The organism is Pseudomonas asplenii (assembly GCF_900105475.1).
Classification (GTDB): domain Bacteria; phylum Pseudomonadota; class Gammaproteobacteria; order Pseudomonadales; family Pseudomonadaceae; genus Aquipseudomonas; species Aquipseudomonas asplenii.
The window spans coordinates 20,459-45,024 of sequence record NZ_LT629777.1 but is presented as its reverse complement, the minus strand read 5'-3'; the positions used below and the strand labels follow the sequence as shown (position 1 = coordinate 45,024).

28 protein-coding genes and 1 tRNA gene are annotated in these 24,566 nt (G+C 61.8%); 14 read left to right on the top strand and 15 right to left on the bottom strand.

The window, feature by feature from the left end; genetic code table 11:
- Positions 1-124 precede the first annotated feature (124 nt).
- Positions 125-757 (top strand): efflux system transcriptional repressor EmhR, encoded by a 633-nt coding sequence (gene emhR, locus BLU37_RS00240; RefSeq protein ID WP_010449227.1) that lies wholly within the window; start codon positions 125-127, stop codon positions 755-757.
- A gap of 164 nt (positions 758-921) precedes the next feature.
- Positions 922-1,809, top strand: a complete 888-nt coding sequence (locus BLU37_RS00235; protein ID WP_090201888.1) for a DMT family transporter — start codon at positions 922-924, stop codon at positions 1,807-1,809.
- Positions 1,810-1,823: 14 nt separating this feature from the next.
- Here BLU37_RS00235 and BLU37_RS00230 read toward each other — a convergent pair whose 3' ends face one another.
- The 3 genes from BLU37_RS00230 to BLU37_RS00220 form a co-directional block, all read right to left on the bottom strand.
- Positions 1,824-2,285 (bottom strand): hypothetical protein, encoded by a 462-nt coding sequence (locus BLU37_RS00230; RefSeq protein ID WP_010449224.1) that lies wholly within the window; start codon positions 2,283-2,285, stop codon positions 1,824-1,826.
- Between the two features lie 234 nt (positions 2,286-2,519).
- Positions 2,520-3,569 carry an alkene reductase gene (locus BLU37_RS00225; RefSeq protein ID WP_010449222.1) on the bottom strand — a complete coding sequence of 350 codons (1,050 nt, stop codon included), beginning with the start codon at positions 3,567-3,569 and terminating at the stop codon, positions 2,520-2,522.
- 100 nt (positions 3,570-3,669) lie between these two features.
- Positions 3,670-3,972 (bottom strand): ArsR/SmtB family transcription factor, encoded by a 303-nt coding sequence (locus BLU37_RS00220; RefSeq protein ID WP_090201887.1) that lies wholly within the window; start codon positions 3,970-3,972, stop codon positions 3,670-3,672.
- Between the two features lie 155 nt (positions 3,973-4,127).
- On the opposite strand from BLU37_RS00220, the gene BLU37_RS00215 reads away from it, so the two are divergent.
- A complete protein-coding gene (locus tag BLU37_RS00215; RefSeq protein WP_010449218.1) occupies positions 4,128-4,700 on the top strand; it encodes an acyl carrier protein phosphodiesterase in 573 nt (190 codons plus the stop codon).
- 93 nt (positions 4,701-4,793) lie between these two features.
- Here the strand turns inward: BLU37_RS00215 and BLU37_RS00210 are convergent, their stop codons facing one another.
- Both BLU37_RS00210 and olsB read right to left on the bottom strand, forming a co-directional pair.
- The gene (locus BLU37_RS00210) at positions 4,794-5,600 is read right to left on the bottom strand and encodes a lysophospholipid acyltransferase family protein (protein WP_019363344.1); all 807 of its coding nucleotides are present in this window, start codon (positions 5,598-5,600) and stop codon (positions 4,794-4,796) included.
- A complete protein-coding gene (olsB, locus tag BLU37_RS00205; protein WP_090201886.1) occupies positions 5,600-6,355 on the bottom strand; it encodes an L-ornithine N(alpha)-acyltransferase in 756 nt (251 codons plus the stop codon). The genes BLU37_RS00210 and olsB overlap by 1 nt, the downstream gene beginning before the upstream one ends.
- Before the next feature lie 201 nt (positions 6,356-6,556).
- On the opposite strand from olsB, the gene BLU37_RS00200 reads away from it, so the two are divergent.
- From BLU37_RS00200 to BLU37_RS00175, 6 genes are all read left to right on the top strand, one after another.
- Positions 6,557-7,657, top strand: a complete 1,101-nt coding sequence (locus BLU37_RS00200) for a serine hydrolase domain-containing protein (RefSeq protein WP_090201885.1) — start codon at positions 6,557-6,559, stop codon at positions 7,655-7,657.
- Positions 7,654-7,983, top strand: a complete 330-nt coding sequence (locus BLU37_RS00195; RefSeq protein ID WP_010449211.1) for a hypothetical protein — start codon at positions 7,654-7,656, stop codon at positions 7,981-7,983. The genes BLU37_RS00200 and BLU37_RS00195 overlap by 4 nt, the downstream gene beginning before the upstream one ends.
- A gap of 63 nt (positions 7,984-8,046) precedes the next feature.
- Positions 8,047-8,625 carry a YceI family protein gene (locus BLU37_RS00190; protein ID WP_090201884.1) on the top strand — a complete coding sequence of 193 codons (579 nt, stop codon included), beginning with the start codon at positions 8,047-8,049 and terminating at the stop codon, positions 8,623-8,625.
- Between the two features lie 3 nt (positions 8,626-8,628).
- A complete protein-coding gene (locus BLU37_RS00185; RefSeq protein WP_090201883.1) occupies positions 8,629-9,786 on the top strand; it encodes a phospholipase D-like domain-containing protein in 1,158 nt (385 codons plus the stop codon).
- Between the two features lie 30 nt (positions 9,787-9,816).
- Positions 9,817-10,143 (top strand): hypothetical protein, encoded by a 327-nt coding sequence (locus BLU37_RS00180; protein WP_090201882.1) that lies wholly within the window; start codon positions 9,817-9,819, stop codon positions 10,141-10,143.
- A gap of 113 nt (positions 10,144-10,256) precedes the next feature.
- Positions 10,257-10,760 (top strand): hypothetical protein, encoded by a 504-nt coding sequence (locus tag BLU37_RS00175; RefSeq protein WP_090201881.1) that lies wholly within the window; start codon positions 10,257-10,259, stop codon positions 10,758-10,760.
- Between the two features lie 57 nt (positions 10,761-10,817).
- On the opposite strand, the gene BLU37_RS00170 is transcribed toward BLU37_RS00175, so the two are convergent.
- The 6 genes from BLU37_RS00170 to BLU37_RS00145 form a co-directional block, all read right to left on the bottom strand.
- The gene (locus BLU37_RS00170) at positions 10,818-11,642 is read right to left on the bottom strand and encodes a 2OG-Fe(II) oxygenase (protein ID WP_090201880.1); all 825 of its coding nucleotides are present in this window, start codon (positions 11,640-11,642) and stop codon (positions 10,818-10,820) included.
- 249 nt (positions 11,643-11,891) lie between these two features.
- A tRNA-Gly gene (locus BLU37_RS00165) sits at positions 11,892-11,965 on the bottom strand.
- A gap of 273 nt (positions 11,966-12,238) precedes the next feature.
- Positions 12,239-13,126, bottom strand: coding sequence for an alpha/beta fold hydrolase (locus BLU37_RS00160; protein ID WP_090201879.1), 888 nt, complete (start codon positions 13,124-13,126; stop codon positions 12,239-12,241).
- A 310-nt stretch (positions 13,127-13,436) separates the two neighbouring features.
- Complete coding sequence (locus tag BLU37_RS00155; RefSeq protein ID WP_090201878.1) at positions 13,437-14,129, bottom strand: pseudouridine synthase; 693 nt, start codon at positions 14,127-14,129, stop codon at positions 13,437-13,439.
- A 40-nt stretch (positions 14,130-14,169) separates the two neighbouring features.
- On the bottom strand, positions 14,170-14,385 hold the full coding sequence (locus BLU37_RS00150; protein WP_090201877.1) for a cysteine-rich CWC family protein: 216 nt from the start codon (positions 14,383-14,385) through the stop codon (positions 14,170-14,172).
- Positions 14,378-14,596 (bottom strand): GGDEF domain-containing protein, encoded by a 219-nt coding sequence (locus BLU37_RS00145; protein WP_090201876.1) that lies wholly within the window; start codon positions 14,594-14,596, stop codon positions 14,378-14,380. The genes BLU37_RS00150 and BLU37_RS00145 overlap by 8 nt, the downstream gene beginning before the upstream one ends.
- Positions 14,597-14,682: 86 nt before the next feature.
- Between BLU37_RS00145 and BLU37_RS00140 the strand changes: the two genes are divergently transcribed.
- Complete coding sequence (locus BLU37_RS00140) at positions 14,683-15,531, top strand: cache domain-containing protein (RefSeq protein ID WP_090201875.1); 849 nt, start codon at positions 14,683-14,685, stop codon at positions 15,529-15,531.
- Between the two features lie 77 nt (positions 15,532-15,608).
- On the opposite strand, the gene pobA is transcribed toward BLU37_RS00140, so the two are convergent.
- Positions 15,609-16,793 carry a 4-hydroxybenzoate 3-monooxygenase gene (gene pobA / locus BLU37_RS00135; protein WP_090201874.1) on the bottom strand — a complete coding sequence of 395 codons (1,185 nt, stop codon included), beginning with the start codon at positions 16,791-16,793 and terminating at the stop codon, positions 15,609-15,611.
- A gap of 161 nt (positions 16,794-16,954) precedes the next feature.
- Between pobA and BLU37_RS00130 the strand changes: the two genes are divergently transcribed.
- Complete coding sequence (locus BLU37_RS00130) at positions 16,955-17,902, top strand: helix-turn-helix domain-containing protein (RefSeq protein WP_090201873.1); 948 nt, start codon at positions 16,955-16,957, stop codon at positions 17,900-17,902.
- Between the two features lie 190 nt (positions 17,903-18,092).
- Here the strand turns inward: BLU37_RS00130 and BLU37_RS00125 are convergent, their stop codons facing one another.
- Positions 18,093-18,998, bottom strand: a complete 906-nt coding sequence (locus BLU37_RS00125; RefSeq protein WP_090201872.1) for a LysR family transcriptional regulator — start codon at positions 18,996-18,998, stop codon at positions 18,093-18,095.
- 113 nt (positions 18,999-19,111) lie between these two features.
- Between BLU37_RS00125 and BLU37_RS00120 the strand changes: the two genes are divergently transcribed.
- Both BLU37_RS00120 and BLU37_RS00115 read left to right on the top strand, forming a co-directional pair.
- The gene (locus BLU37_RS00120) at positions 19,112-19,996 is read left to right on the top strand and encodes an MBL fold metallo-hydrolase (RefSeq protein WP_090201871.1); all 885 of its coding nucleotides are present in this window, start codon (positions 19,112-19,114) and stop codon (positions 19,994-19,996) included.
- A gap of 106 nt (positions 19,997-20,102) precedes the next feature.
- Positions 20,103-20,717 (top strand): NAD(P)-dependent oxidoreductase, encoded by a 615-nt coding sequence (locus tag BLU37_RS00115; RefSeq protein WP_090201870.1) that lies wholly within the window; start codon positions 20,103-20,105, stop codon positions 20,715-20,717.
- A 37-nt stretch (positions 20,718-20,754) separates the two neighbouring features.
- Here BLU37_RS00115 and BLU37_RS00110 read toward each other — a convergent pair whose 3' ends face one another.
- On the bottom strand, positions 20,755-21,645 hold the full coding sequence (locus BLU37_RS00110; RefSeq protein WP_019362129.1) for a LysR substrate-binding domain-containing protein: 891 nt from the start codon (positions 21,643-21,645) through the stop codon (positions 20,755-20,757).
- Between the two features lie 139 nt (positions 21,646-21,784).
- On the opposite strand from BLU37_RS00110, the gene BLU37_RS00105 reads away from it, so the two are divergent.
- Positions 21,785-23,419: a 5-guanidino-2-oxopentanoate decarboxylase gene (locus BLU37_RS00105; protein ID WP_090201869.1), complete on the top strand. Its 1,635-nt coding sequence runs from the start codon at positions 21,785-21,787 to the stop codon at positions 23,417-23,419.
- A gap of 39 nt (positions 23,420-23,458) precedes the next feature.
- Here BLU37_RS00105 and BLU37_RS00100 read toward each other — a convergent pair whose 3' ends face one another.
- Positions 23,459-24,388, bottom strand: coding sequence for an AraC family transcriptional regulator (locus BLU37_RS00100; protein WP_090201868.1), 930 nt, complete (start codon positions 24,386-24,388; stop codon positions 23,459-23,461).
- Between the last annotated feature and the right edge of the window lie 178 nt (positions 24,389-24,566).

The following is a 24,566-nucleotide window of genomic DNA, read 5'->3' as shown; positions in this document are numbered from 1 at the left end:
TGCTCAAAGTCGTTACAACTCATGGAATTCATCTCGGGAAAAAGGCCCCAGAATCGCCGCCCGTCGTTAAGCCCGGATTAAACCCAAGGATAGTCCGAGGCACCCTGATCGAGGTTTTACTGCCATGGCCCGTCGTACCAAAGAAGAAGCTCAGGAAACCCGCAAGCAGATACTCGAGGCCGCCGAAAAGGCGTTCTACGAGCGTGGCGTGGCGCGTACCACCCTGGCCGATATCGCGACCCTGGCGGGGGTCACCCGCGGTGCTATCTATTGGCATTTCAGTAACAAGGCCGACCTGGTACAGGCCATGCTCGATTCGTTGCGCGAACCCCTGGACGACATGGCCAAGGCCAGCGAGGACCAGGACGAGCCCGATCCGTTGGGATGCATGCGGCGGTTGTTGATTCATTTGTTTCAGCAGATAGCCCTTGACCCGAAAGTCCGGCGCATCAATGAAATTTTGTTTCATAAGTGCGAGTTCACCGATGAAATGTGTGACCTTCGCCGTCAGCGCCGTGCTGTCAGCCTGGACTGCAACGCGCACATCGAACTGGCGTTGCGCAATGCGGTCAATCGCGGACAGCTTCCCGAGGACCTGGACACGGCCCGTGCGGCCATCACTCTCCATGCCTGGGTCGATGGCATCCTCTATAAATGGCTATTGGTGCCGGACAGCTTCGACCTGAATAAAGATGCCGAGCGTTGGGTCGATACAGGCCTGGACATGCTGCGCTTGAGTCCCAGCCTACGCAATTGAGTCAAAATGCGTAAGTGAGTCTAGTTGTGTCAATATCCTCGACGCCAGTCACATCAGCCTGACGATGTGTGTTTCGACAGAGGGCAACATTTATATACTGCTAAGGCGCAGGTTGGTAGTTAGTGTGCTAAGTATTTTGTAGGGAATTTGTTGCGAGCCTGTGAATGAATGTACCCAACCTGCTACACAAGAGCGCCGAGCAGCCCATGCGGGGCATCGCTCTGATCTGTTTGGCGGTGTTGCTGTTCGCCAGCCATGATGCGATGTCCAAATACCTGTCGGGTTTTTATCCGATCGTGATGGTGGTCTGGGCCCGTTACGTGGTCCACACCTTGCTGATGCTGGTGGTTTTCGTACCTCGCAGTGGTTTATCGGCGGTGGTGCGCACCAAGCGGCCCGGGCTGCAGTTGCTGCGTGCGCTGTGCCTGATCGGTACCAGCCTGCTTTTCACTACCGGTTTGCGTTATATCCCCTTGGCGGAAGCTACTTCGGTCAACTTCCTCGCGCCGTTGCTGGTGACGGCGCTGTCGGTGCCGCTGCTGGGCGAGCGGGTCAGCCGCAGCCAGTGGGCGGCGGTCATCACCGGTTTTATCGGTGTACTGATCGTCATCCGGCCGGGAGGGGCGCTGTTTACTCCGGCAATCCTGCTGCCGCTCTGTTCCGCATTGTTTTTCGGTTTCTATCAGTTGCTGACCCGCATGCTCAGCGGCATCGACAGCCCGACCACCAGCAACTTCCTCACCGGCATTTTCAATAGCCTGATCATGAGTGCGCTGCTGCCGTTCTTCTGGAGCACGCCCAGCCTGGTCCATGGTCTGTTCATGGTCGGCCTGGGCGCCTGCGGGATGCTCGGCCACCTGCTCCTGACCCAGGCGTTCCGGCATGCTCCACCGGCGATGCTGGCGCCGTTCAGCTATGGGCAGATCCTCTTCGCCGGTATGTATGGCTACCTGGTCTTCGACCATATGCCGGACCTGTTCGCCGTGGTCGGCATCTCTGTAGTCTGCCTGAGTGGGCTGGCCGTGGTCTGGGGGCAGCGTCGGCGCGGTTGATGACTGCCGTGTGTTTAGCCCATGCTGAATTTCACGCTATAGCTGTAGGGGGGCGCCTTGAGTGTCTTGCTCAGGCGTGCCTTGCAGGATGCCTGGTGTTCGCCGATCGATTCGGCCTGGCGAGTCCACACCGGCAGGTAGCTGGAGTGCTCCGGGCCGCTGAAGCGTTGCTTGAGTGCATGCTGGGCAACGAAGCGGCACTTGCGGGGGCCGGAGCCATAGATGAACCAGGCCTTCGATCCCGTCAGGTGCAGCTTGCGGCGTTCGCCGCTGGCTATGGCAAAGCTGGCGACGGGCGCCCCTTGCAGATCCAGGCCGGTACCCAGCAACTCGAGCGGTTGCGCGGAATCGTTGCGGATTTCCACGGTGACGATTCCCGGGACATCGGGCGGCATTGCATAGGCGGCATATGACAGCAGGCTGGACAGGACCGCGCAGGACAGGGCTATGCCCAGGACTTGCAGGAGATATGGCATGTTAATTCCTTTTAAGTGGATCGTGCAGCAACGCCATTCCATGACGTTGCCTGCTGTCCGAGGGTTTCGGGCAGCGCCGCATAAGTATGGTCATCATGACCCAAAAAACCTGGGATAAAGTGCCTCCGATTCTGTGAGTGTTTTCCGATATTCGAGCCGGTCCATTCAACCGAAATACAAAGGCCCCGACTCTTGCGAGCCGGGGCCTTGTGGTACTGCCGAGCGGTGTCGAGGTTACAGCGTCGGGTAATCGATGTAGCCGACCGGGCCCTTGCCATAGAAGGTTTCAGGGTGCGGCGCGTTCAGTTCGGCATCGGCCTTCAGGCGGGCTGGCAGGTCCGGGTTGGCGATGAACGGGATGCCGAAGGCCACTGCATCGGCCTTGCCGTCGGCCAACCAGGCATTGGCACTGTCCTTGGTGAAACGTTCATTGGCGATGTAGGTGCCGCCGAACGCTGCCTTCAGTTGCGGGCCGAGGCTGTCGTCGGCTTCCTTTTCGCGCGAACAGATGAAGGCGATACCCCGTTTGCCCAGTTCACGGGCGACGTAGGTGAAGGTTTCCGCCAGGTTGGCGTCGCCCATGTCGTGGGAGTCGGCGCGGGGTGCCAGATGGACGCCAACGCGGCCGGCGCCCCAGATTTCCACCACGGCGTCGGTCACTTCCAACAACAGGCGGGCACGGTTTTCCAGGGAGCCGCCGTAGTTGTCGGTGCGCTGGTTGGTGCTGCTCTGCAGGAACTGGTCGAGCAGGTAGCCGTTGGCGGCATGGACTTCCACACCGTCGAAGCCGGCGGCCTTGGCGTTTTCCGCACCGACCCGGTAGGCGTCGACGATGTCGGCGATTTCAGCGCTTTCCAGTGCGCGCGGGGTTGGGTAGTCCGCTTGCGGACGGACCAGGCTCACATGCCCCTTGGGCTGGATCGCGCTGGGGGCGACCGGCAGTTCACCGTTCAGGTACGAAGGATGGGAGATGCGGCCGACGTGCCACAGTTGCAGGAAGATCCGCCCACCGGCGCCGTGCACGGCCTTGGTCACGTTGGCCCAGCCGCGAACCTGGTCGTTGGACCAGATGCCGGGAGTGTCGGGGTAGCCGACGCCCATCGGGGTGACCGAGGTCGCTTCGCTGAGGATCAGTCCGGCGGAAGCGCGTTGTACGTAGTACTCGGCCATCAGCGCGTTGGGTACACGACCCTCATCGGCCCGGCAGCGGGTCAGTGGGGCCATGACGATGCGGTTCGGCAGTTCGAGGTCGCCCAGTTTGATCGGATCGAAAATAGTTGCCATGTGTACAAGCCTCTTGATGATGAGTGACTAGCAGGAGCCAGATCGGCAGTGCCGTTCTGGCCAAAGATGATCAGGGCGATTGCATGCAGCCGGTTGTCGCTTAGAGTTCCTGGCTCATGATGCGCAGGAATGCCTGGATGGTTTCTTCGTTGCGTTTGAAGAAGTGCCACTGTCCCGCCTTCTGGCTGCTGATCAGGCCGGCCCGTTGCAACGTCGCCAGATGTGCCGACACGGTCGACTGCGACAGGCCGCAGCGTTGGTCGATCTGTCCGGCGCAGATGCCGTATTCATGGTTGTGCAGCTGTTCGGGAAACTGGTTTTTCGGATCTTTCAGCCAATGGAGAATGTCTCGGCGTACTGGGTGTGCCAGCGCTTTTATTATTTCGTCGAGGTCAAGGGTCATGGCGGTGTCTCAGGGGTAAGAAAACGGTATATCGCGATAGGACGAAATATAGATCGTTATTTCGCGATATTCCAATATGATTTTGCTCTGAGTACCGCACAAATCGCTATATCGGGTTATAACGATATAGGGATGGAAGATGCTAAGCTGAGCCCATGAACTATCTCGCGCATCTTCACCTGGGTGGTCGGCACCCGGAACAACTGCTCGGCAGCCTCTATGGCGATTTCGTCAAGGGCCGCGTGGAAGGGCAGTTCACGCCTTCGATCGAGGCAGCCATTCAGTTGCATCGCCGGATCGACGTGTTTACCGACAGCCATTCTCTGGTCGACCAGGCATTGTCGCGTTTCGAACTGACCCGGCGGCGATATGCCGGGATCGTTCTGGATGTGTTCTTCGACCATTGTCTGGCACGTGACTGGTCCCTTTACGCCGAGGGCTCGCTGGAGAATTTTACCGCCGGGGTCTACCGCGTGCTGGCGAGCGAACCGCGCTTGCCGGGGCGCCTGGCGCAGATTGCGCCATATATGGCGGCCGATGACTGGCTCGGTTCCTATCGGCAATTCGAGGTGCTGGGGCAGGTATTGCGGGGGATTTCCCGGCGCTTGTCGCGTCCGGAGGAAATGGTCCACGCGATGGGCGAACTGGAGGCATTGTACGAGCCGTTGAGCGAGGACTTCCGGTTGTTCTATCCCCGGCTGCAAGCGTTTTCGCAGGCGCAGTTGTAGTGATTGTGCCGGCGGCTGGCGCTCTTGCGCGGGCGACGTACCCGCCCGCGAAGGCGCCTGCAAGGACGCGGATCTCTTGCCTGCAAGCAACACTCAGGCGGCTTGCGCCTCGCTGGTGGCTGCCGGCTGCGGTGCCGGGCGCTTCGCTTCGGCGGCTTCACCGAACAACGCCATCTGCACCGCCTGCTGGGCCTGGAAGGCCAGGGCAGCGCGTTCCTGGCCGTTGCACGGAATCGGCTGCAACAGCTGGATTTCCACATCACCCTGGTCATTGGAGAACAGACGCATCAGGTGCGACAGCAGGTCATCATCACCGATGAAGGGGGCCAGCAGGTCCGGTTGTCCGTCACGGCTGTAACGAATCGCCACCGGCTGCAGCGAGACGTCCGCATCGATGGCCGCCGACAGCAGACGTCCGTGGAACGTGCGCAAGGAGCGGCCATCGGTGGTGGTGCCTTCGGGGAACATCAGCAAGGGATGTGCCTGCTCCAGATGACGGGTCATCTGCTTGCGCACCAACTGGCTGTCACCCGAGCCCCGGCGAATGAACAGGCTGCCGGCTTTCGCCGCCAGCCAGCCGGCCACCGGCCAGGTACGGACCTCGGCCTTGGACAGGAAAGACAGTGGCGTCAGGGCGCCGAGCAGGGCGATATCGGTCCACGACACGTGGTTGCTGACCCACAGCATCGACTGTGTCGGCAGGTTGCCGCGTACGGTCACGCGAAAGGGCAGCGCGTTGCTCAGGCGGGCCATGAAAAACCGCGACCAGCTCTGCCGACGCGCCATCGAGTTGGCGACCCCCAGGCGTTCGAAGACACCGAACACGCTGGCCATGCTCAAACCGAGCGTCACCACCAGCAGTACCCGGGCGATCCGAGCGTATATCCGCAGCCGGCGCATTACACGGCCGCCTTGAAGTGCCGGGCATAACGCGGGCACAACTCGTCGCGCTTGAGCAGGATGAACACGTCGGCGACCTGGAAGTCTTCGTCCCAGCACGGTTCGCCGCAGATCTTGGCGCCCAGGCGCATGTAGGCCTTGAGCAAAGGTGGCATTTCGGCGATGACGTTGCCGGGGATGTCCAGGGTCGGCAGCGGCTTCTTCGGTTCGGCGCGCAGGTGCTCGGTGCTCAGGTAGCGTTCGCGCAGGCGTTGCATGATCGCCTGGGCCTGGATGCCGCCATCCTGCATCGGGATGCTCGCGCAACCCATCAGATAGCTGTAGCCGCCCTCGTTGAGCACTTCGGCCAGTTCACCCCAGAGCACGGCGATGGTGCCACCGTTGCGGTAGGCCGGGTCGACGCAGGTGCGGCCGATTTCCAGGATCGGGCCTTGCAGGTGGCCGAGGCCATGCAGGCTGAATTCTTCTTCACTGTAGAACCGCCCCAGGGTGTTGGCGGCCTTGTGGTCGAGCAGGCGGGTGGTTGCCACCAGCCGGCCGCTGTTCAGGTCGCGCACGCCGATGTGGCTGCAGTGCACATCATAATCATCCATGTCCAGGCCAAGCTCGGCGCCTTTCAGCTTGGCATTGAACTCGCCGCTGAAAACGTTGAAGCGCAAGGCTTGGGCTTCTTGCAAGGCCGCGGTGCCCAAGAGGCGTTCGGCTTGCAGGCGGCGTTCACTGCCGGTGTCGCTGATGCGGGCGATCTGAGTCATGACGCGTCTCCGGTTGCCGGCCAGGGTTGCGGCCAGTCGACTTTGTTGTGCAAAGTCAGGCTATGTAGCCCCGGTGTCATCGCCATTAAGCTTTGGTGATGCTTATATGACAGCCCCTTTGAGGGCGTGGACTCCAGATTGAGCTGAACTGTCATCAAGTCCCGCTAGACTAGTCGCAAGCTATTTATCCGAGTTCGCTCCATGCCCAAGGGTTCGACCTTTCTCGCGTTTGCGCTGCTGCTTGTCACCTCCATCACCCACGCCGAGAGCTGGCCTGGCACCGACTGGTCGCAAGGGCCACAGGTTGCCGGTCCCACCGTCGCGGACTTGCAGGCCTATGCCTTCCCGACGCGCGATGACGAAATTCGCAAAGGCGTGCGTACCGATGCGCTGCTGGTGATCCACCAGGGGCAGATCGTTTACGAGCGTTATGCCGGGCCGACCCGTATCGATACGCCGCACCTGACCTGGTCGATCAGCAAGAGCATCATGGCCACGGTCCTGGGCGTTGCCTATGGCGAAGGCCTGTTCCAGTTGAATGATCCGGTGGCGAAGTTCTATCCCTCCTTCCAGTCCCACCCCCAGGTCAGCCTGGAGCATCTGTTGAACTGGTCGTCAGGCATCGACTGGCAGGAAGACTATGAATATGCCCCGCTCAATTCCTCGGTGGTGGCGATGCTGTATACCCTCGGTCATGCCGACATGGCCGGCTATACCGCCAAGCAGGGCGAGTACGAGGCGCCCGGTCGGGCCTTCCGTTATTCCAGTGGCGACAGCAATGTGCTGGCAGCGGCCCTGCGCGGTATCGTCGGGCCCCAGCGTTATCCGGATTATCCGTGGACGGCATTGTTCGATCCGCTGGGTATCCAGGGTGCGATCTGGGAGCGCGACGGCAGCGGCACCTTCGTCGCGTCGTCCTATGCCTACCTGACCGCTCGCGACCTGGCCCGGATCGGCCTGTTGATGGAGCGCAATGGTCGCTGGCAGGACCGGCAGCTGCTGCCCAAGGCCTGGGTCGATTTCAACCGACAGGCCTTTGCCGGTTATAAACCGGGTCAGGATGAGGCAGTGGCCGGCGGCCAGTGGTGGCTCAACCGCTCGATCGACGGCGCAGCCAAGCCCTGGCCGGATGCACCGGACGATACCTTCGCCGCTCTCGGCCACTGGGGGCAGGCGCTGTATGTCATCCCCAGCGCCGGCCTGGTGATCGTGCGCTACGGCGATGATCGCGATGGCAGCTATCGTCATAATGAACTGCTCAAGCGGGTCCTGGCGGCCTTCGGGCCGAAGGTGTTGCCATGAAAGTCGCCGGTTTCGTTCGTCGTCACCCGTTCATCAGCCTGCTGGCGCTGTTGCTGCTGGTACTACTGGCCTGGGTCTGGCATGAGCGCGTGGCCTTGCGCGCCTTCCCGCAGATCATCAGCGCCTATACCGCCAAGGAGTATTGTTCGTGCCGGTATGTGATGAACAACTCTGCCGATTATTGTCAGAGCTATGTGAAACAGTCGGTTCCGATCAGCCGCCTGCTTGATGATCCGCAATCGCGCCGTGTCAGTGCCGCAGGCCTCGGGCGCGACGCCACGGCGATCTGGGTGAGCGAACGCGAAGGCTGCCGGCTGCAACCCTGACTGTCGTTTGCTAGCGCCAGCGTGGCCGGGTAAGGTGGCGCCTACGTTCAATCAGGAGCTTGCATGCACCGGTCCCGCCTTCTTCTGGCACTTCTCGGGGTACTGGCCCTGCCGGCCCACGCCAACTGGTACCTGGACAACGAGTCCTCGCGCCTGTCGTTTGTCAGCACCAAAAATGCCGATATTTCCGAAGTCCATCGTTTCCTGACCCTGCATGGCAAGGTCGATCGCCAGGGGGTGGCCATCCTCGATGTCGAACTGGAGTCGGTCAGCACCGGCATTCCCCTGCGCGATGAGCGCCTGCGGCGTGAGCTGTTCGAGATCAAGCAGTATCCCGAGGCGCAGGTCAGCGCGCAGATCAACATTCAGCCGATCAACGATCTGGCGCCCGGCGCTCAACTGGAGCTACGCCTGCCGCTGGTGGTGCGCCTGCATGGTCAGGAGCACCATTACAACGCCGAACTGCTGGCGACCCGCCTCGACGACCGGCGTTTCCAGGTGGTGACCCTGGAGCCGCTGGTGGTCCACGCCGAGGATTTCGGCCTGTTGCCGGGCCTGGCAGAGTTGCGCAAGCTCGCCGGCCTGTCGGCGATCAGTCTGTCGGTGCCGGTGGGTGCGGTGCTGATTTTCACGGCGCGCTGAACCATGGCCGGCGCGGTCTTTCCCTGGCGTAGCGACAACGCTTTCGAGCTGCTGATCGATGGCCCGGAATTTTTCCCGCGCATGCTGGTGGCGATCGCCCGGGCCGAGTCCCGGGTCGAGTTGGAACTCTATCTGGTCGAGGCCGGCGAGTGCGCCGATGCCATGGTTCAGGCGCTGGTTCAGGCTGCCGAGCGTGGGGTCCGGGTGCGTTGCCTGTTCGATGACTATGGCAGTCTCGCCTTCACCCTGGGGCTACGTCGACGGTTGATCGAGGCGGGTGTCGAGCTGCGTTTCTACAACCGCCTGCGCTGGCGGCGCGGGATGCGCAACCTGTATCGCGATCACCGCAAACTTCTGCTGGTCGACAGCAGCCTTGCGGTGGTTGGCGGCACTGGCGTCACCGATGAGTTCTGGACGCCCAGTGACAACCGCTTCGCCTGGCATGAGGTGATGGTGTTGATTCAGGGGCCGCTGGTTCTCGACTGGCAGTTGCTGTTTGACCGTCAATGGCTGGCCAACGAACAGCGTGCCGCCTGGAGACCCACCGCCCATTTCGGGCTGCCGCGTCTGCCGAAGTTACCGGCGGCCGGGCAGGGATTGGGCCGGGTGGCCTATGCCGATGCCCGCCAGCATCGCGACATCCTGCAGTCGCTGGTGCGTGCGCTGAACAGCGGCAAGCAGCGGATCTGGTTGGCGACCCCGTATTTCCTGCCGACCTGGAAGGTCCGCCGCTCGCTGCGCCGGGCTGCGCAGCGCGGGGTCGATGTGCGACTGCTGCTGACCGGGCCGCGTACCGATCATCCGTCGGTGCGGTATGCCGGTCACCGCTACTATCCCCGCCTGCTCCGGGCCGGGGTGCAGATCTTCGAATACCAGCCGTGCTTTCTGCACTTGAAGATGGTGCTGGTCGACGATTGGGTCAGCATCGGTTCGTGCAATTTCGACCACTGGAACCTGCGCTTCAACCTGGAGGCCAATCTCGAGGCACTGGATCCCTCCCTGACCGCAGCGGTCGCGGCCAGTTTTACGGCTGACTTCGACCTCAGCCAGTCGGTCAGCCTCGCCGACTGGAAGAAGCGGCCGCTGTGGCGTCGAGTCAAGCAACGGATCTGGGGTTGGATCGATCGCCTGGTGGCCAACGCACTGGATCGGCGCAGCTGATTTTCTCGGCTTGCCTGGCGGGGCCGTGGCATGCGCCATTCTCACCGGTATCGTGGGTGTGCAACGACGACGGGGCGTCTCGCCCCTGCCTATGACATCGTCAATACAACCGCCTACATCCCCGAGGATGTACTGGCGCTTAATCTCGACGGCAGCAAGAGCCTGTTTGCCTCGCTCCTGGGGTTGCTGGAGCTTGGCCGGCGTTGTCGTATCGAACAGCCGCAGGAGGAAATCCGCCAGGTCATGGCGGCCGTGTTCGAGGTGCTGGAGCGCGAAGTGTTGTTGTGCGAAGCCGTACCGGCTGTGACCACCGCGATCAGGCAGCATTTGAACCAGTTCGACAGTTGTTTTGGCTGAACCCAGGTACGGCGGGGCGCCGCGTGTTGCCATGTATCAGCTTGCTTACAGATCGCTCAAGTCCGTTTCCCACACGCCGATAAGTCAATATCAGTGTTTGAGTGAGTGCCGACATGGTTTCCATCAGCAGCGTCTCCATTCACCGTCCAACCCAGCTGTCTGTTCCGGCCAAGGCTGCTGCCGCTGCCGGAAAAGACCAGCCTGTCAGCAGTGCGGGCCAGGCGGTCGAAGGGGTCAAGGTGAGGATATCGTCCGAAGGTCTGGTGGCATCGAAGGCTGCCGGATCCGCTTCGAAGACTTCCGGAACCGCCCAGGCCAAACAGATTGAACAGTTGCGCAAGATGATGGCCGATCTGCAAAAACAGATCGACGAAAAGCGTGTGCAGATTCAGGCGTTGGCCGGTAGTCATTTGAGCGACGAACAGAAAACCCAGCAGATGGCCGCGCTCAATAGCGAGCTGGCGACTCTCAGTGCTTCGCTGACCAGCGCCACCGCGACCTTGTTCAGCCTGATGAAGCAGAAGCCGACACCGGCGCTGTCGACCGACCCGGTTTCGGTCACGGCGAAGGTCGCGTCGAGTGGCGGTTCAGCCGAGGCGGCGCCATTGGAAGGTTGACAAGCTGTCGCAGGCCGTTTGGGCGCTGAGAGCCATGACGGCTCTCAGGCTCCCCTTTCAAGGCTTGGGTTTACCCGCCTGATCCTTCCCTCGGCCGAAACGCAGCAATTTGGAGACGGTGTTGCGCAGGGTGTTGTCGACGACGCCCAGTGCACGACGTCCGGGTTCATCCGGACGGCCATTGAATGACGTTACATGGAAATAGTCCTGGTCATCGTCGTCAGGTGATTCCTTGGAGAAGTAGTAGTTGGAGACGCAGCAACGTGGTCCCTCTACTTGTACCTTACTTACCGAGTGCCAGGAATACTTGTTCGTTTCCATCACGACCAGACGGTTGAACTTCGAAACCAGGGTCTTCTGTACCTTGACCTGGGGGTCCCATAACTCAAAGTTGCCGCCATTTTCGAGAGCCCAGTCCGGTGCCACGTAGTAGAGCAGGTTCAACCGACGGTACAGGGCCCTGGCGGCATCATGGCTGTTGTCGATATGGGGATTGAGGAAGTCATCCTTGAACATCATCGACAGACCCCCGGCATAAAGAGTCGGGTCTGGCAGGATACCTTCGATGCCTACCAGTTCGGCAATTCTGCCTACGACTGACGGATGCTGAATCGCGAAGGTGATCGAACTGAGTATTTCGGGGTGCTCGGCCAGATTGCCCAGGGTTTTCTTCTTTTCGCGGAATGATTGTCTGTCAAAGAAACCATCGGCATTTTTCGGAAAGGCATCGTAAATCTGTTGAGCCATCTCGTCGGAGAGCAATCCGTCGATGATGAAATGACGTGTCTGGGTGCCTTGCGGGTTGTTCCATTGGCTTTGGATGTCGACGCTCAGCTCGTTCAAGCGTTCAACAATGAGAGCTGCAATTTGAGGGGCGTCCATTCAGCGGATCCTAGGCTCAGGTGAAGAGGTGTTTTACGTTGGGGCGATTTTCCCTGGATTCGCAGTGAATGCCAAAGTTAAATCAAGGTTGGGCTAAAGAATACTACGACAGATGGGGGCTAGGGATGGCGAGCCGGATAAACAGGGGGCCAGGGCAGTGTTCAAAAAATCCCATAAAAAAACCGGCTTCTGGGAGCCGGTTTTTATGTCTTCGTCGCCAGGGTTGGCAACGTCGGACGGTGTTCGATGTGGAGCGGGTAGAGGGAATCGAACCCTCAACTAAAGCTTGGGAAGCTTTCGTTTTACCACTAAACTATACCCGCAAAACTACACGCTTTTGCCTATCTCTTGACTCACCTGAGCGGCTTGTCCAGATGAGCACGCTTGTAATCACTCTGGAACGCTGGAGTGATGCCATCCAGTGACACCCGCTCGGGTGGCCACTTTGTACCAGATGTTGCCGCGCAATTGAAGTTTTTCTTTGAAAATCTGTATTTTAGCGGCGGTTGCCGACGGCACTTGTGCGAAGGCGCGTCACGGGCGAGCGACGCTGGGCCTGAGTGTTCTGCCAGGCCGTTGCCCGTGACCTGATCGGCTCACATGGCGTGCGCATGGTGCTCCTGGACGTGTTGGTAATAACGCGCCCGGCTTTCCTGGTGACTGGGTTTGAGGAAGTCGAGCAGGACATGACGAGTATCACGGCAGGCGGACTTGTGCTCCATGTCGAGGAAGTGGCCGGTGCCGCGTATGGTGCTGAAGTGGCTGTTGCGCACATGTTTGCCGAACTGCCGGGCGTCCTCGGGGGCGGTGTACTCGTCCCACTCGCCGTTCATGAACAGGACCGGGATGTCGATCCTGTGGGTGGTCTTCAGGCACTTGTGGCGATCGTCGCCGAGCACTTCGCGGATATGGAAGTTCATCTGCTTGTACTCATGCTCGGCCAGGCTGCTGACATGCCGGTAGTTGAAACGCTTGAACAGCGACGGCAGGTGCTTGCCGATAGTGTTGTTGACCAGATGGCCGACCCGCGCCCGGTCGCAGGCGCCCAGATAGTCGACGCCGCGCTCCAGATAGTCGCGCATCGGTTCGTTGATCACCGGCGAGAATGAACTGATCACCGCCTTCTCGATACGCCGTGGCCGTTGGGCCAGGGCACTCAGGGTCGCCGCGCCACCCCAGGAAAACGACATCACATGCTCGGCAGCGAAGTGGTCGATCAGTTCCAACAGGATCTGCCCTTCGATTTCGCGGGTCAGCATCTGCTCGTGATGGTTGTGTGCCCGGGACTTGCCCGCGTAAGGCTGGTCGTAGCACACCACGTTGTATTGCGGGTGCAGGCTTTTCACCGTTTGGGCAAATGACGCCGTCGTCGCCATCGAGCCATTGACCAGTATGATGGTCTTTTGCGCGGCATCTGCGCGATAGAACTCCGTGTAAACCCGATATTGACCCTGTATATCCAACACAGCGATTTCTGGTGTCATGTCAAAGACTCCTGGCAAGCGGGTATGCGCGCAACTGACTGTGCACGAGCTATATGACAGGTAGGCATTCGCCTGGAGTTTCTGGCCCATGTCGGTCTTGAAAACAACTGGCCGACGGATGTTCTTATAGGCGGGCAATCTGCCGCGAAGCCAGGGCTGGCAAGCCCTGCAGCGAGCAGAAAGTTTCTTGGAGTTATGGGGTGACCGTTCAGTCATATTTTGGCTGACGGTTTGATTCAAGCAGTGACCTGGCGATTGCGCAAGGAGCGATTTGGCATAAGCTGATGACTTCTGCCCAATGGTCGCCGATTCAGATCTGCTGGATTTCTTCGGTCGTCAGCGCACGGTATTGCCCAGGTGCGAGGGCGTCGTCGAGCACCAGCGTGCCCATGCGTTCGCGGTGCAGGCGCACGACCTTGTTGTCGAAATGGCCGAACATGCGTTTGACCTGGTGATAACGACCTTCGACGATGCTCAGCCGGGCCTTGCGCGGCCCGAGCAATTGCAGTTCGGCGGGCTGGGTGGTGAGGTCTTCGAAGGCGAAGTACAGGCCCTTGGCGAACGTCTCGGCGTAGTGCGGGCCGATCTCCTGCTCGGTTTCCACGTAGTAGACCTTGGGCAGTTTGGTCAGGGGCTGGGTCAGTCGCCTGGACCACTGGCCATCGTTGGTCAGCAGCATCAGGCCGGTGGTGTTGAAGTCCAGGCGCCCGGCGATATGCAATTCGTCGACATTCGGCTCCTGGAGCAGATCGAGCACGGTGCGGTGCTGCGGATCGCGGGTCGCGCTGACACAGCCCTGGGGTTTGTGCAGCATGAAGTAGCGGGCCGGCCGGCCAGCTTGCACAACCTCGTCGTCCACCTCGACCCGACTGAATTCGCGCACCTCGTGGTGTGGATCGGCGGTGGCCTGGTCATCGACCCTGATCCGTCGTTGCACCAGCAGCAGGCGCACTTGCTGGCGATTGAAGCGGGGCAGGTTGCTGAGGAAGCGGTCAAGGCGCATGGAGAGGGACAGTCGTGGCAACGCGGGCGGGTATTTTACGTCATGCCGACGGGGCCTGCCGCTTGAGTTGTTCATCCACCCGGGCGCAGCGTGGGCACAGGCATGCCGCGTTGCGCAATTCGGCAGGAAGGGCCTGGAGCACGGCCGGATCGATGCTCACGCTGTAGCACCAGCAGGGCTGGTCGGCGGTGCGCGGGTCGGCCAGGCGGCAGTCGTTGCGCGCACCGCAGGCCGGGCAGAGGTTGGGATCAGGCATGGGCGGGTTGGCTGAGGTCGCAGCAGACGCGGTTGCGCCCGCTTTGCTTGGCACGGTACCGCGCCAGGTCGGCACGCGCCAGCAGGTTGTGCAGGGTCTCGTCGGATCGCAGCGAAGTCCTACCGATGCTGACGGTCAGTTGCAGGCTCTGGCCGTTGTAGCGGTAACGTGGCTGTGCGGTGTATTGGCGAATCTTGCGGCCCATGGTCATTGCGGCCACCCCGGCTTGCTGAATGCTTCCGTATAGGCCACGGCGGTCTACGCTCTTGGCAGATCAATAAAAACGGGGGATGCACCATGGGGTTGGGTTTGATTCGGGCCTTGTCAGGCTGCCTGATGCTGTTGTGTCTGGGGCCGGTGCTGGCAGCGACTGCCCCGGGCGATGAGGCGCCGGCGGCCAGGGCCTTGCTGGAAAAGGCCGTGGCCTATTACCACGAGCAGGGTGACAAGGCGTTCGCGGCATTCAGTCGCCAGGGCGAGTTCATCGATCAGGATCGCTATGTCTTCGTGGTTGATACCCGTGGCGTGATGCTTGCCAGTGGCGGGCCGTCCTCGGCCCTGATCGGCCGGGATGTGTCCGAGGTGCTCGGCGCGGATTTGCGCAAGGCATTCAAGGATGTGCTCAAGACGCCGGATAACGGTGTCATCCAGGAGGCCGAGTATCGCTGGCAGAACTGGAAGGATGGCAAGGTCGAGCGTAAGCGGGTGTTTTACCAGCGGGTCGGTGAGCGCATCCTGGCGGTCGGCTATTACCTGCCCCGGGCGTCGGCGGAGCAGGCCAGGGCGTTTCTGGCCCGGGCCGCGACCGAGTTGGCCAGGAACCGCCAGGGCATGCTGGATGAGATCAACGCCTTGCCGGGTGGTTTCCTGCAGGATGACTTGTACGTCTTCGTTGTCGATCTGAAAACCCAGCGATATCTGGCGCACGGCAGCAACCAGCGGTTGGTGAATACCGATTTCGCCAAGGTCAGGGACCCTGATGACAAACCGGTGGGCGAGCCGATCCTGGCCTTGATGAACAAACAGGAGGAGGGGGAGTACGAGTATCGCTGGAAAAATCCGGTGACCGGCAAGATCGAGAACAAGCACACCTACCTCAAGCGCGTCGGATCACTGCTGGTCGCAGTCGGGTACTACCGCCCTTGAGGCCCAGGGGGTGAACCATCGTGGGGCTCAGCCCGTTGTGGCTTGCCCCTGCTGTGGTTCAGCCCTGGCGTGTCCGTTTATTCGATAGCCTCGTAAGGCAGGCCGACATAGTTCTCCGCGATGGTTCGACGCCCGGCTTCGGAGTCGACGAAGTACTCAAGCTCGGTTTGCTGCAGCCGTTGGCTGAAGGCGTCGGTGTCGGGGAAGCGATGCAGGATGGAGGTCATCCACCACGAAAAGCGTTCGGCCTTCCATACCCGTCGCAGGCAGATCTGCGAATACTGTTCCAGCAACTCGCTGCGTCCTTCTCGGTAGACCTTGAGCAGGATATCGAACAGCGTGCTGACGTCGCTGGCCGCCAGGTTCAGACCCTTGGCCCCCGTGGGCGGGACGATGTGGGCGGCATCACCGACGAGAAACATCCGACCGTACTGCATGGGCTCGACCACGAAACTGCGCAGTGGCGCGATGCTTTTCTCGATCGACGGGCCGGTGACCAGGCTCTGGGCCAGGCTTTCCGGCAGGCGTGCCCGGAGTTCGTCCCAGAAGCGCGCATCGGACCAGTCTTCGACCTTCTCGTCGGCCGGCACCTGTACGTAATAGCGGGTGCGGGTCGGCGAACGCATGCTGCACAGGGCAAAACCACGCTCATGATTGGCGTACACCAGTTCCTCGTTGACCGGCGGGGTATCGGCGAGAATCCCCAGCCAGCCGAAGGGATAGACCCGTTCGAAGACCTTCAGTGACTCGGCCGGAATCGACTGGCGGGCCACGCCGTGAAAACCGTCGCAGCCGGCAATGTAGTCGCAGTCCAGGCGGTGGGTCTGACCGTCCTTCTCGTAGGTCAGCCAGGGCGCGTCGGTCTTCATGCCGTGGGGGCGGACATTCTCGGCACTGTAGATCGTCCGCGCACCGGCGGCGTCGCGGGCGGCCATCAGGTCGCGGGTGACTTCGGTCTGGCCATAGATCATCACGCTCTTGCCGCCGGTCAGGGTCTTGAGGTCGATATGCACCCTGCGCCCATTGAACGCCAACTCGAAGCCATCATGCACCAGGCCCTCGGCATCCATCCGGCGATTGACCCCGGCCTGGCGCAGCAGGTCGACCATGCCCTGTTCCAGCACGCCGGCGCGGATGCGGCCGAGTATGTAGTCCGGGGTCTGGCGTTCGATGATCACGGTGTCGATCCCGGCGTTGTGCAGTAACTGGCCGAGCAGCAGGCCGGACGGGCCGGCACCGATAATGGCGACTTGAGTTTTCATGGTCGTTCTCTCTGCAAGCTTCACGCGGCGGGCCGGTGAACGGATTGTTATGGTTTGTGCTTGTATTTTTCGCTTGCGAAAGGCGCTTTAGAAGGTGAAAACTGCGTCTTTATCGGTACTTTTCAACAATCAGGGCGATTATCGCCCGAGGCATCTCACTGATGAGCAAGCCCGTGGCGGCATCGATCCCGGTGTTCAAACTCTATGGGGAAAACCAGGACTGGATCGCCCCGGACCTGCTGCACTGCGAGACCATTCCCAAGCGCAGCCGTCTGCATCATTGGGAAATCCAGCCGCACCGGCATGCCGATCTCTGCCAGTTGCTGTTTCTCCACAAGGGCGAGGCCCGGGTCGATATCGAGGGGCAGCGCAGTACCCTGCGGGAATCGGCGATCCAGGTGGTGCCGCCCTTGTGCGTGCACGGTTTTCAGTTCTCCGAGAACATCGACGGCTACGTGCTGACCCTGGCGTCACCGCTGGTGATGCAGTTGCAAGCGCAACTGGGCAGCTCGCCGGATGCGCTGGCGGTGCCTGCTAGCTATCCGGCGGGCCGCGACCGGGTCTACCTCCATCGGCTGTTCAGCGCCTTGCAGAGCGAATACGCGGCTAACCAGCCGGCACGGGACATGCTCCTGCGCTCATTGGTCAGCGTGTTGCTGGTGTGGCTCAGTCGCCAGGTGATCCACCGCGAGGCGGCCGGCCAGCTACCCGAACGGGGGCGTGAGTACCTGAGTCGTTTCAGCGGGTTGGTCGAGGCGCAGTTTCGCCAGCATCCGAGTGTCGAGCAGTTGTCTCATCAGGTCGGGATTTCCGTGGCGCACCTGAACAGCATCTGCCGGGAGTGGGCGGGGCAGTCGGCCTTGCAGATGATCCACCAGCGGCTGCTGCTGGAGGCCAAGCGCAACCTGATCTACACGCGCATGAGTGTCAGCCGGGTGGCGGACGAGCTGGGGTTCGCCGACTCGGCCTACTTCGCCCGGTTCTTCCGCCGCATGACCGGGCTGTCGCCCAGCGCCTTTCGCGCCGATCTCGATCGCAAGGACCTATCTCAGGGCACTCAGGCTCGCGGTGTGCGGCACGCAGTGCGCCAGGTCGCAGGTGGCGACTGAGTGGGGTGTTTGCCTGATCTGTTCAACCCGCCAGGCGGCGGTGGCATACAGAGCCAGGACGGCGCTGATGGCAAGTACGGCGGCACATTTTCTTGTTTTAAGAATATTCATGACGCAGACCTCTGACTGTCGCTAGAAGTACTGAGTTAGAGATTAGGTCAGTTGCCGTGACTTGCCAGCTTTTCGCCGATCAGAGGTCCTTGTCCCATACCGGTACTTCCGGAAACCGCAGCACCAGGAAGTCGAGCATGCTGCGCAGCGTCGCCGGCATGTGCTTGCGTGAGGCATACACGGCGTACATGTCCATGGTCCGGGGCTCGGCATGGGCCAGCAGGCGCACCAGCTCGCCACTGCGCAGATATTCCCAGGCCTGGTAGGTCGGCAGCATCGAGATGCCGGCGCCGGCCACGGCGGCACGCAGCAGGGTACTGGCCTCGTTGGCGCTGATGTTGCCCTGTACCGGTACTGACACCGGCTCGCCGTCCTGTTCGAAGTGCCAGAGGCTCTTGCCGAAGTAGGAGTGCGTCAGGCAGTTGTAGCGGCTCAGGTCTTCCACCCGCTGCGGCGCCGTATGCTCGCGCAGGTAGGCCGGCGAGGCGCAGATGACCGAGCGGCAGACGGTCAGCCGCCTGGCGATGAGGTTCGGGTCCAGGTCGTTGCTGGCGCGGATCGCCAGGTCGATGCGTTCGTCGACCAGGTTGACGGTGCGGTCGAGCATTTGCAGGTCGACGTTGACGCCGGGGAAACGCCTGACGTACTCGGTCATCGCATCAGCGAACTGGGCCTGGCCGAACGAGGTGCTGACGCTGATCCGCAGCAGGCCACGGGGCGCTTCGTCGGGAGTGCGCACGGCCGCCTGCAGGTCGCCGGAGAGTTCCAGCAGTTGCCGGCAACGCGGCAGGGTTTCGCTGCCGGCGGCGGTCAGGCTGAGCTTGCGGGTGGTGCGATGCATCAGCCGTGCGCCGATCCAGTCTTCCAGTTCCGCCAGGTAGCGCGATACCACCGGGCGTGACATTTCCAGGTGGTCGGCCGCTGCCGACTGGCTGCCGAGGTCGACTACCGTGACGAACACCCGCATTGCGGTGAGGCGATCCATGATTTGCTCGCTTTGAGAAACAAACTATGTCCCAGCATCGCATTTTTTGTATCGGTTCGGGCAACTAAGCTCTGACCATCGCCGATCACGGCCAACCGATACTGGAGCACCACATGATTGGATTCACCTCATTTCGCCGCCTCCTGCTCGCCAGTGCGGTGCTGGGGTTCGCCGCCCATGCGGCGGCGGCCGAGCCGGCACTGACCCTGGATGTCTACAACCCCGGCACCTCGGCGATTTTCCCGGTCACTTCGGTACTGGTCAGCGGCAGCAAGCAGGCGGTGCTGGTCGACGCCCAGTTCGGCAAGGCCCAGGCCGAGCAGGTGGTGGAGAAGATCCGCGCCAGCGGCAAGCAACTGACCACCATCTACATCAGCCACGGTGACCCGGACTACTACTTCGGCCTGGACACCCTCACCCGCGCGTTCCCCCAGGCAAAAGTGCTGGCGTCGGCGCCGACCGTTGCCCACATCAAGGCCACCGTCGACGGCAAACTGGCGTTCTGGGGGCCGAAAATGGGCACTGATATTCCGGCTAGAACCATCGTGCCCGAGGTGCTCAAGGGGAATCGACTGATGCTTGAAGGGCGCGAACTGGAGGTGATCGGCCTGGATGGCCCACAGCCGGATCGCAGCTTCGTCTGGATCCCCTCGCTCAAGGCGGTGGTCGGCGGCGTGGTGGTGGCGCAGGGCATCCATGTGTGGATGGCCGATACCCAGTCCGCCCAGTCCCATCAGGATTGGCTGGCTACGCTGCAACGGATCCAGGCGCTGCAACCGAAGACCCTGGTGCCGGGCCATTACCTCGGCGATGGCCCGCACTCGGTGGCGGCCGCGCAGTTCACGGCGGACTACATCAAGGCTTTCGATGAAGAAACGGCCAGGGCCAAGGATTCCGCGCAACTGATCGCGGCCATGAAACAGCGTTATCCGGACCTGGGCGAGGCGTCCTCACTGGAACTCAGCGCCAAGGTCGCCAAGGGCGAAATGAAGTGGTGAGCCGGTTCGCTCACTGACGCAAGGAATTAGCGCATCAACCGTCCTGTTCCCTGGACAGGACGCTCCCTCGACGCACAGCGTCATTCGATTGGAACTGGAGAGTGTCATGAGCAAGATTGCAATCATCGGTGCCACCGGTCGTGCCGGTAGCCAATTGCTGGAAGAAGCCCTGCGTCGCGGTCACAGCGTGACGGCCATCGCTCGTAATACGGCGAAGATCGCGGTGCGCCCCGGCGTCACCAGCAAGGCGGTCGATGCCCTGGATGCCGCGGCGTTGGAAGCGGCGGTTGCCGGCCACGACGTGGTGATCAGTGCGGCACATTTCGCCACCTTGCCGGCGGCAGCGGTAGTCGGGCCGGTGAAGAAGGCCGGGGTCAAGCGCCTGCTGGTGGTGGGTGGGGCGGGCTCGCTGTTGTTGCCGGACAACAGCCGTGTCATCGACAGCCCCGGTTTCCCGGCGGAGTACAAGGCCGAGGCACGCGCCGGGGCGGCGTTCCTGGAGAGTCTGCGTCAGGAAAAGGAACTGGACTGGAGCTTCCTGTCGCCGTCGGCGGAGTTCGTCGAAGGTGAGCGCACTGGCCGTTTCCGTCTGGGCAAGGATCACTTGTTGGTGAGCGCCGAAGGTCGCAGTTGGATCACCTTCGCCGACTACGCGATTGCCTTGCTGGATGAAATCGAGAAGCCGGCCCATTCGCGTCAGCGTTTCGCCGTCGGTTACTGATGCCGTTGGGGGGGCAGTCGACAGCGATGGGGCGTCTTTAAGGATCAGCCCGTTGCGCCGCCTGCCCCACCAGCCATTCCCGCAGCTCATGCAGCGCCGCCGTCCCCTCCGAGCGCTTCGGATACGCCAGGTAGTACGCCTGTCCGGTACGTACCCGTAATTCGAACGGCATCATCAGCCGCCCAGCGCTCAGGTCCTCGCCGATCAACGACCAATCGCCGATCGCCACGCCTGTACCCTGGGACGCCAGGGACATCGCCAGGTCCATGGTTTCCAGATGCTGGCCCTGGCCGATATTGCCCAGGCTCACGCCTGCCGCGTCGAGCCAGGTCTGCCAGTCCTGCTGATCCAGTGTTGGATGCAGCAGTGTGTGATGTTCCAGGTCGCTGACCTGCCGTAGGGCGATTGCACCCTGTTTCAACTGCGGCGAACAGACCGGCGTCAGTTGCTCGTCGAACAGGTGGTGGGCGTTCGCCGCAGACCCTGGCGGGGTGCCATAGACCACTGCCAGGTCGAAGTCTTCGCGGCGGAAATCGACGCTGTGCTGCAGGCTGGTGCTCAGTTCCACCGGCACGTCCGGGCGCTCCTTGCGCCATTGCAGCAGACGCGGCAGCAGCCAGCGGATCATGCAGATCGGTGCCTTGAGCTTCAGCGCCGGATGCTGGGTGCCGACCTGTTCCACGGCGTCCTCGATCTGGCGGAATACCTCCTGAATACGCGGAAACAGCTTGCGGCCCTGAGTCGTCAGGCTCAGGCCTCGGGCCTGGCGCTGGAACAGCGTATAGCCCAGGTGTTGTTCCAGGCCGGCGATCTGTCGGCTCACCGCACCCTGGGTAATGTGCAGTTGCTCGGCGGCCCGGGTGAAGTTGCAGCACTGGGCGGTGATCAGGAAGGTATGCAGCGCCGGCAGTGGTGGAAGACGTTTCATGGCGGACTCAGGCATGACGACAGGACATGGCTAGTATGACTATTTTTGCGTTGTGTCTGCCATCGCCCGGACGCTCCAATAACGCCAGCGCCGTGGGCTGCACTGTCACGGTCAAGACGAACAGGAAAGGTGGAGCCTGATGGCGACGTGCGGCGAAGTATTGGTCAAGTTACTCGAGGGCTACGGCGTCGAGCAGGTCTTCGGCATTCCCGGCGTGCATACCGTGGAGCTGTATCGCGGCTTGGCGGCGTCGCCCATCGAGCACGTCACGCCGCGCCATGAGCAGGGCGCGGGGTTCATGGCCGATGGGTATGCGCGGACCAGCGGCAAGCCCGGGGTGTGTTTCATCATCACCGGTCCCGGCCTGACCAATATCACCACCGCCATGGGCCAGGCCTATGCCGATTCGATTCCGATGCTGGTGATTTCCAGCGTGCAGTCGCGCAACCAGTTGGGCGGTGGTCGCGGCAAGCTTCACGAGTTGCCGAACCAGAGCGCGCTGGTGGCCGGCGTGGCGGCGTTCTCCCACACCTTGATGTCAGCGGCGGAATTGCCGGCCGTACTGGCGCGGGCATTTGCCCTGTTTCAGGCCGGGCGACCGCGTCCGGTGCATATCGAGATTCCGCTCGATGTGCTGGTGGAAAATGCTGACGCCGTGCTCGACAGCCAGCCGGTGCAGATTGCCCGGGCCGGTGCGGCGCCGAGAGCCGTCGCGCAGATGGTCGACTTGCTTGCGGCGGCCCAGCGTCCACTGATCCTCGCCGGTGGTGGTGCCATCGACGCCGCGCCGGCGCTGAGCCGGCTCGCCGAACGGCTCGAGGCTCCGGTCGCCCTGACCATCAATGCCAAGGGCATGCTGCCGGGCGAACATCCGCTGCTGATCGGTTCGACCCAATCGCTGCTCGCCACCCGCGCGCTGGTGGCCGAAGCCGATGTGGTCCTGGCGATCGGCACCGAACTGGCGGAAACCGATTACGACATCACCTTCGCCGGTGGTTTCGAGATTCCCGGAACCTTGCTGCGCATCGATATCGACCCGGACCAGACCGTGCGCAACTATCTGCCCAAGGTCGCCCTGGTCTCCGACTCACAGGTAGCTGCCGAAGCCTTGCTTGCCGCGCTCGACTGCCGGAGCCTGGCCGTGCGTCGCGACGATTGGGGACATCGACGCGCAGCGGTCCTGCGTGCCGAACTCGAACGGCACTGGGACGCACCGACCCGCGCCCAGACCCGCTTTCTCGAAACCATTCTCGACGTACTGCCGGACGCGGTGCTGGTGGGTGATTCGACCCAGCCGGTGTATACCGGCAACCTGACGCTGAATCCGCAGCATGCCCGGCGCTGGTTCAACTCATCCACTGGCTACGGCACCCTCGGTTACGCCTTGCCCGCAGCAATTGGCGCCTGGCTCGGGCGTTCCGCCAAGCGTGACGAGCGTGGTGCGGTGGTCTGCCTGATTGGTGACGGTGGCCTGCAATTCACTCTGCCGGAGCTGGCCAGCGCGGTCGAGGCGAGCACGCCGGTGATCATCCTGTTGTGGAATAACCGAGGTTACGAAGAGATCAAACGATACATGGTCAACCGCGCGATCACCCCGGTGGGCGTGGATATCCATACCCCGGATTTCGTCGCGGTCGCCAGGGGAATGGGTTGTGCCGCCGAGTCAGCGAGCAGCGAAGACAGCCTGCGCAGTGCATTGCATGCGGCTGCCGCGCGTCCGGGCCCCACCCTGATTGAAGTCGACCAGGATCTTTGGTGTTCACACGTTCGGTGAGCGCGCCCGTTCCCTGTGGGAGCTGGATCGTCGCGTATTTCAGACACTCTGGCGCAACCGCGCCAGATCCCGCAGTGGCGGTGCACCGAACAGCCGGCTGTATTCACGACTGAACTGCGACGGGCTTTCGTAGCCGACCCGATAACCTGCCGCCGAGGCGTCCAGCCCTTCGGCGAGCATCAGCCGCCGCGCTTCCTGCAGGCGCAACTGTTTCTGATATTGCAGCGGACTCATGGCGGTCATCGCCTTGAAACGGTGATGCAACGTCGAAACACTCAGGTTGACCTCCCGTGCCAGATCGTCGATGCGCAAGGGTTGCTCGAAATTGCCGTTCAGCCATTTGATCGCCTGGTTCACCCTATGCCCCTGACTGTTGGCAATAGCAATCTCGTACAGGCGATGGCCCTGGGGGCTGCGCAGTAACCGATAAAGGATTTCCCGACGCACCAGCGGCGCGAGCATGGGAATGTCCTTGGGCGTATCGAGCAGCCGGGACAGGCGCAGCAAGGCGTCGAACATCTGGGTATCGACGCGTTCGACATAGAGGCCCAGCCCGGTCGGCCGACTGGGCACGCCCAAAGGTCCGGCCTCGGCGATCAGCGCACTGATTTCGTTCGGGTCGATATCCAGGCGCAAGGCCAGGATCGGTGATTCTGGCGAGACATTGACCACTCGCCCGGCCAGGGGCATGGACACCGAGACCACCAGGTAATGCAGCGGGTCATAGATGAAATAATCGTCTCCCAGGCGTATTTCCTTACGACCCTGGGCCATGATGCACAGCGTCGGTTGCGCCAGCACCGGGGCGAAATCATAGGGATGGCTGTGACGTCCGAGCACCAGCGAGCCGACCGCGGTCGGGTAGTTGCCATCTTCGACCGTGTGGCGCTGAATGATGTCGGCCAGTTCCAGGCGCTGCTTTTCCATCTCCGGGGGGATCGGCTCTTGCGGATGGTAGGACAGTGGCATGCAGAATCCCCTCGCGAAAGTTTCGTTCAACGGGGCATAGCTTAAGTTTGGGCAAGTGGGATCGCCAGTCGGATCCTGCGCAATTCTTGCCTGATCCTGCCGTGAGCCTCGATGACAACCTGATGACTGCCCAGGCCGGGGAGCGCGCTTGCTTAAAACTGTGTATCAGCGTGTTGGC

Excerpts from the sequence above, each read along its gene's own strand:
- BLU37_RS00175 (WP_090201881.1), top strand. The coding sequence starts at position 10,257 with ATGGTTTCCATCAGCAGCGTCTCCATTCACCGTCCAACCCAGCTGTCT.
- BLU37_RS00185 (WP_090201883.1), top strand. The coding sequence starts at position 8,629 with ATGGCCGGCGCGGTCTTTCCCTGGCGTAGCGACAACGCTTTCGAGCTG.
- BLU37_RS00220 (WP_090201887.1), bottom strand. The coding sequence starts at position 3,972 with ATGACCCTTGACCTCGACGAAATAATAAAAGCGCTGGCACACCCAGTA.
- BLU37_RS00120 (WP_090201871.1), top strand. The coding sequence starts at position 19,112 with ATGATTGGATTCACCTCATTTCGCCGCCTCCTGCTCGCCAGTGCGGTG.
- BLU37_RS00215 (WP_010449218.1), top strand. The coding sequence starts at position 4,128 with ATGAACTATCTCGCGCATCTTCACCTGGGTGGTCGGCACCCGGAACAA.
- BLU37_RS00210 (WP_019363344.1), bottom strand. The coding sequence starts at position 5,600 with ATGCGCCGGCTGCGGATATACGCTCGGATCGCCCGGGTACTGCTGGTG.
- olsB (WP_090201886.1), bottom strand. The coding sequence starts at position 6,355 with ATGACTCAGATCGCCCGCATCAGCGACACCGGCAGTGAACGCCGCCTG.
- BLU37_RS00115 (WP_090201870.1), top strand. The coding sequence starts at position 20,103 with ATGAGCAAGATTGCAATCATCGGTGCCACCGGTCGTGCCGGTAGCCAA.
- BLU37_RS00110 (WP_019362129.1), bottom strand. The coding sequence starts at position 21,645 with ATGAAACGTCTTCCACCACTGCCGGCGCTGCATACCTTCCTGATCACC.
- BLU37_RS00170 (WP_090201880.1), bottom strand. The coding sequence starts at position 11,642 with ATGGACGCCCCTCAAATTGCAGCTCTCATTGTTGAACGCTTGAACGAG.
- BLU37_RS00200 (WP_090201885.1), top strand. The coding sequence starts at position 6,557 with ATGCCCAAGGGTTCGACCTTTCTCGCGTTTGCGCTGCTGCTTGTCACC.
- BLU37_RS00155 (WP_090201878.1), bottom strand. The coding sequence starts at position 14,129 with ATGCGCCTTGACCGCTTCCTCAGCAACCTGCCCCGCTTCAATCGCCAG.
- BLU37_RS00105 (WP_090201869.1), top strand. The coding sequence starts at position 21,785 with ATGGCGACGTGCGGCGAAGTATTGGTCAAGTTACTCGAGGGCTACGGC.
- BLU37_RS00190 (WP_090201884.1), top strand. The coding sequence starts at position 8,047 with ATGCACCGGTCCCGCCTTCTTCTGGCACTTCTCGGGGTACTGGCCCTG.
- BLU37_RS00100 (WP_090201868.1), bottom strand. The coding sequence starts at position 24,388 with ATGCCACTGTCCTACCATCCGCAAGAGCCGATCCCCCCGGAGATGGAA.
- BLU37_RS00130 (WP_090201873.1), top strand. The coding sequence starts at position 16,955 with ATGAGCAAGCCCGTGGCGGCATCGATCCCGGTGTTCAAACTCTATGGG.
- BLU37_RS00150 (WP_090201877.1), bottom strand. The coding sequence starts at position 14,385 with ATGCCTGATCCCAACCTCTGCCCGGCCTGCGGTGCGCGCAACGACTGC.
- BLU37_RS00140 (WP_090201875.1), top strand. The coding sequence starts at position 14,683 with ATGGGGTTGGGTTTGATTCGGGCCTTGTCAGGCTGCCTGATGCTGTTG.
- BLU37_RS00225 (WP_010449222.1), bottom strand. The coding sequence starts at position 3,569 with ATGGCAACTATTTTCGATCCGATCAAACTGGGCGACCTCGAACTGCCG.
- BLU37_RS00160 (WP_090201879.1), bottom strand. The coding sequence starts at position 13,126 with ATGACACCAGAAATCGCTGTGTTGGATATACAGGGTCAATATCGGGTT.
- BLU37_RS00195 (WP_010449211.1), top strand. The coding sequence starts at position 7,654 with ATGAAAGTCGCCGGTTTCGTTCGTCGTCACCCGTTCATCAGCCTGCTG.
- BLU37_RS00180 (WP_090201882.1), top strand. The coding sequence starts at position 9,817 with ATGCGCCATTCTCACCGGTATCGTGGGTGTGCAACGACGACGGGGCGT.
- BLU37_RS00125 (WP_090201872.1), bottom strand. The coding sequence starts at position 18,998 with ATGGATCGCCTCACCGCAATGCGGGTGTTCGTCACGGTAGTCGACCTC.
- BLU37_RS00235 (WP_090201888.1), top strand. The coding sequence starts at position 922 with ATGAATGTACCCAACCTGCTACACAAGAGCGCCGAGCAGCCCATGCGG.
- BLU37_RS00145 (WP_090201876.1), bottom strand. The coding sequence starts at position 14,596 with ATGACCATGGGCCGCAAGATTCGCCAATACACCGCACAGCCACGTTAC.
- pobA (WP_090201874.1), bottom strand. The coding sequence starts at position 16,793 with ATGAAAACTCAAGTCGCCATTATCGGTGCCGGCCCGTCCGGCCTGCTG.
- BLU37_RS00230 (WP_010449224.1), bottom strand. The coding sequence starts at position 2,285 with ATGCCATATCTCCTGCAAGTCCTGGGCATAGCCCTGTCCTGCGCGGTC.
- emhR (WP_010449227.1), top strand. The coding sequence starts at position 125 with ATGGCCCGTCGTACCAAAGAAGAAGCTCAGGAAACCCGCAAGCAGATA.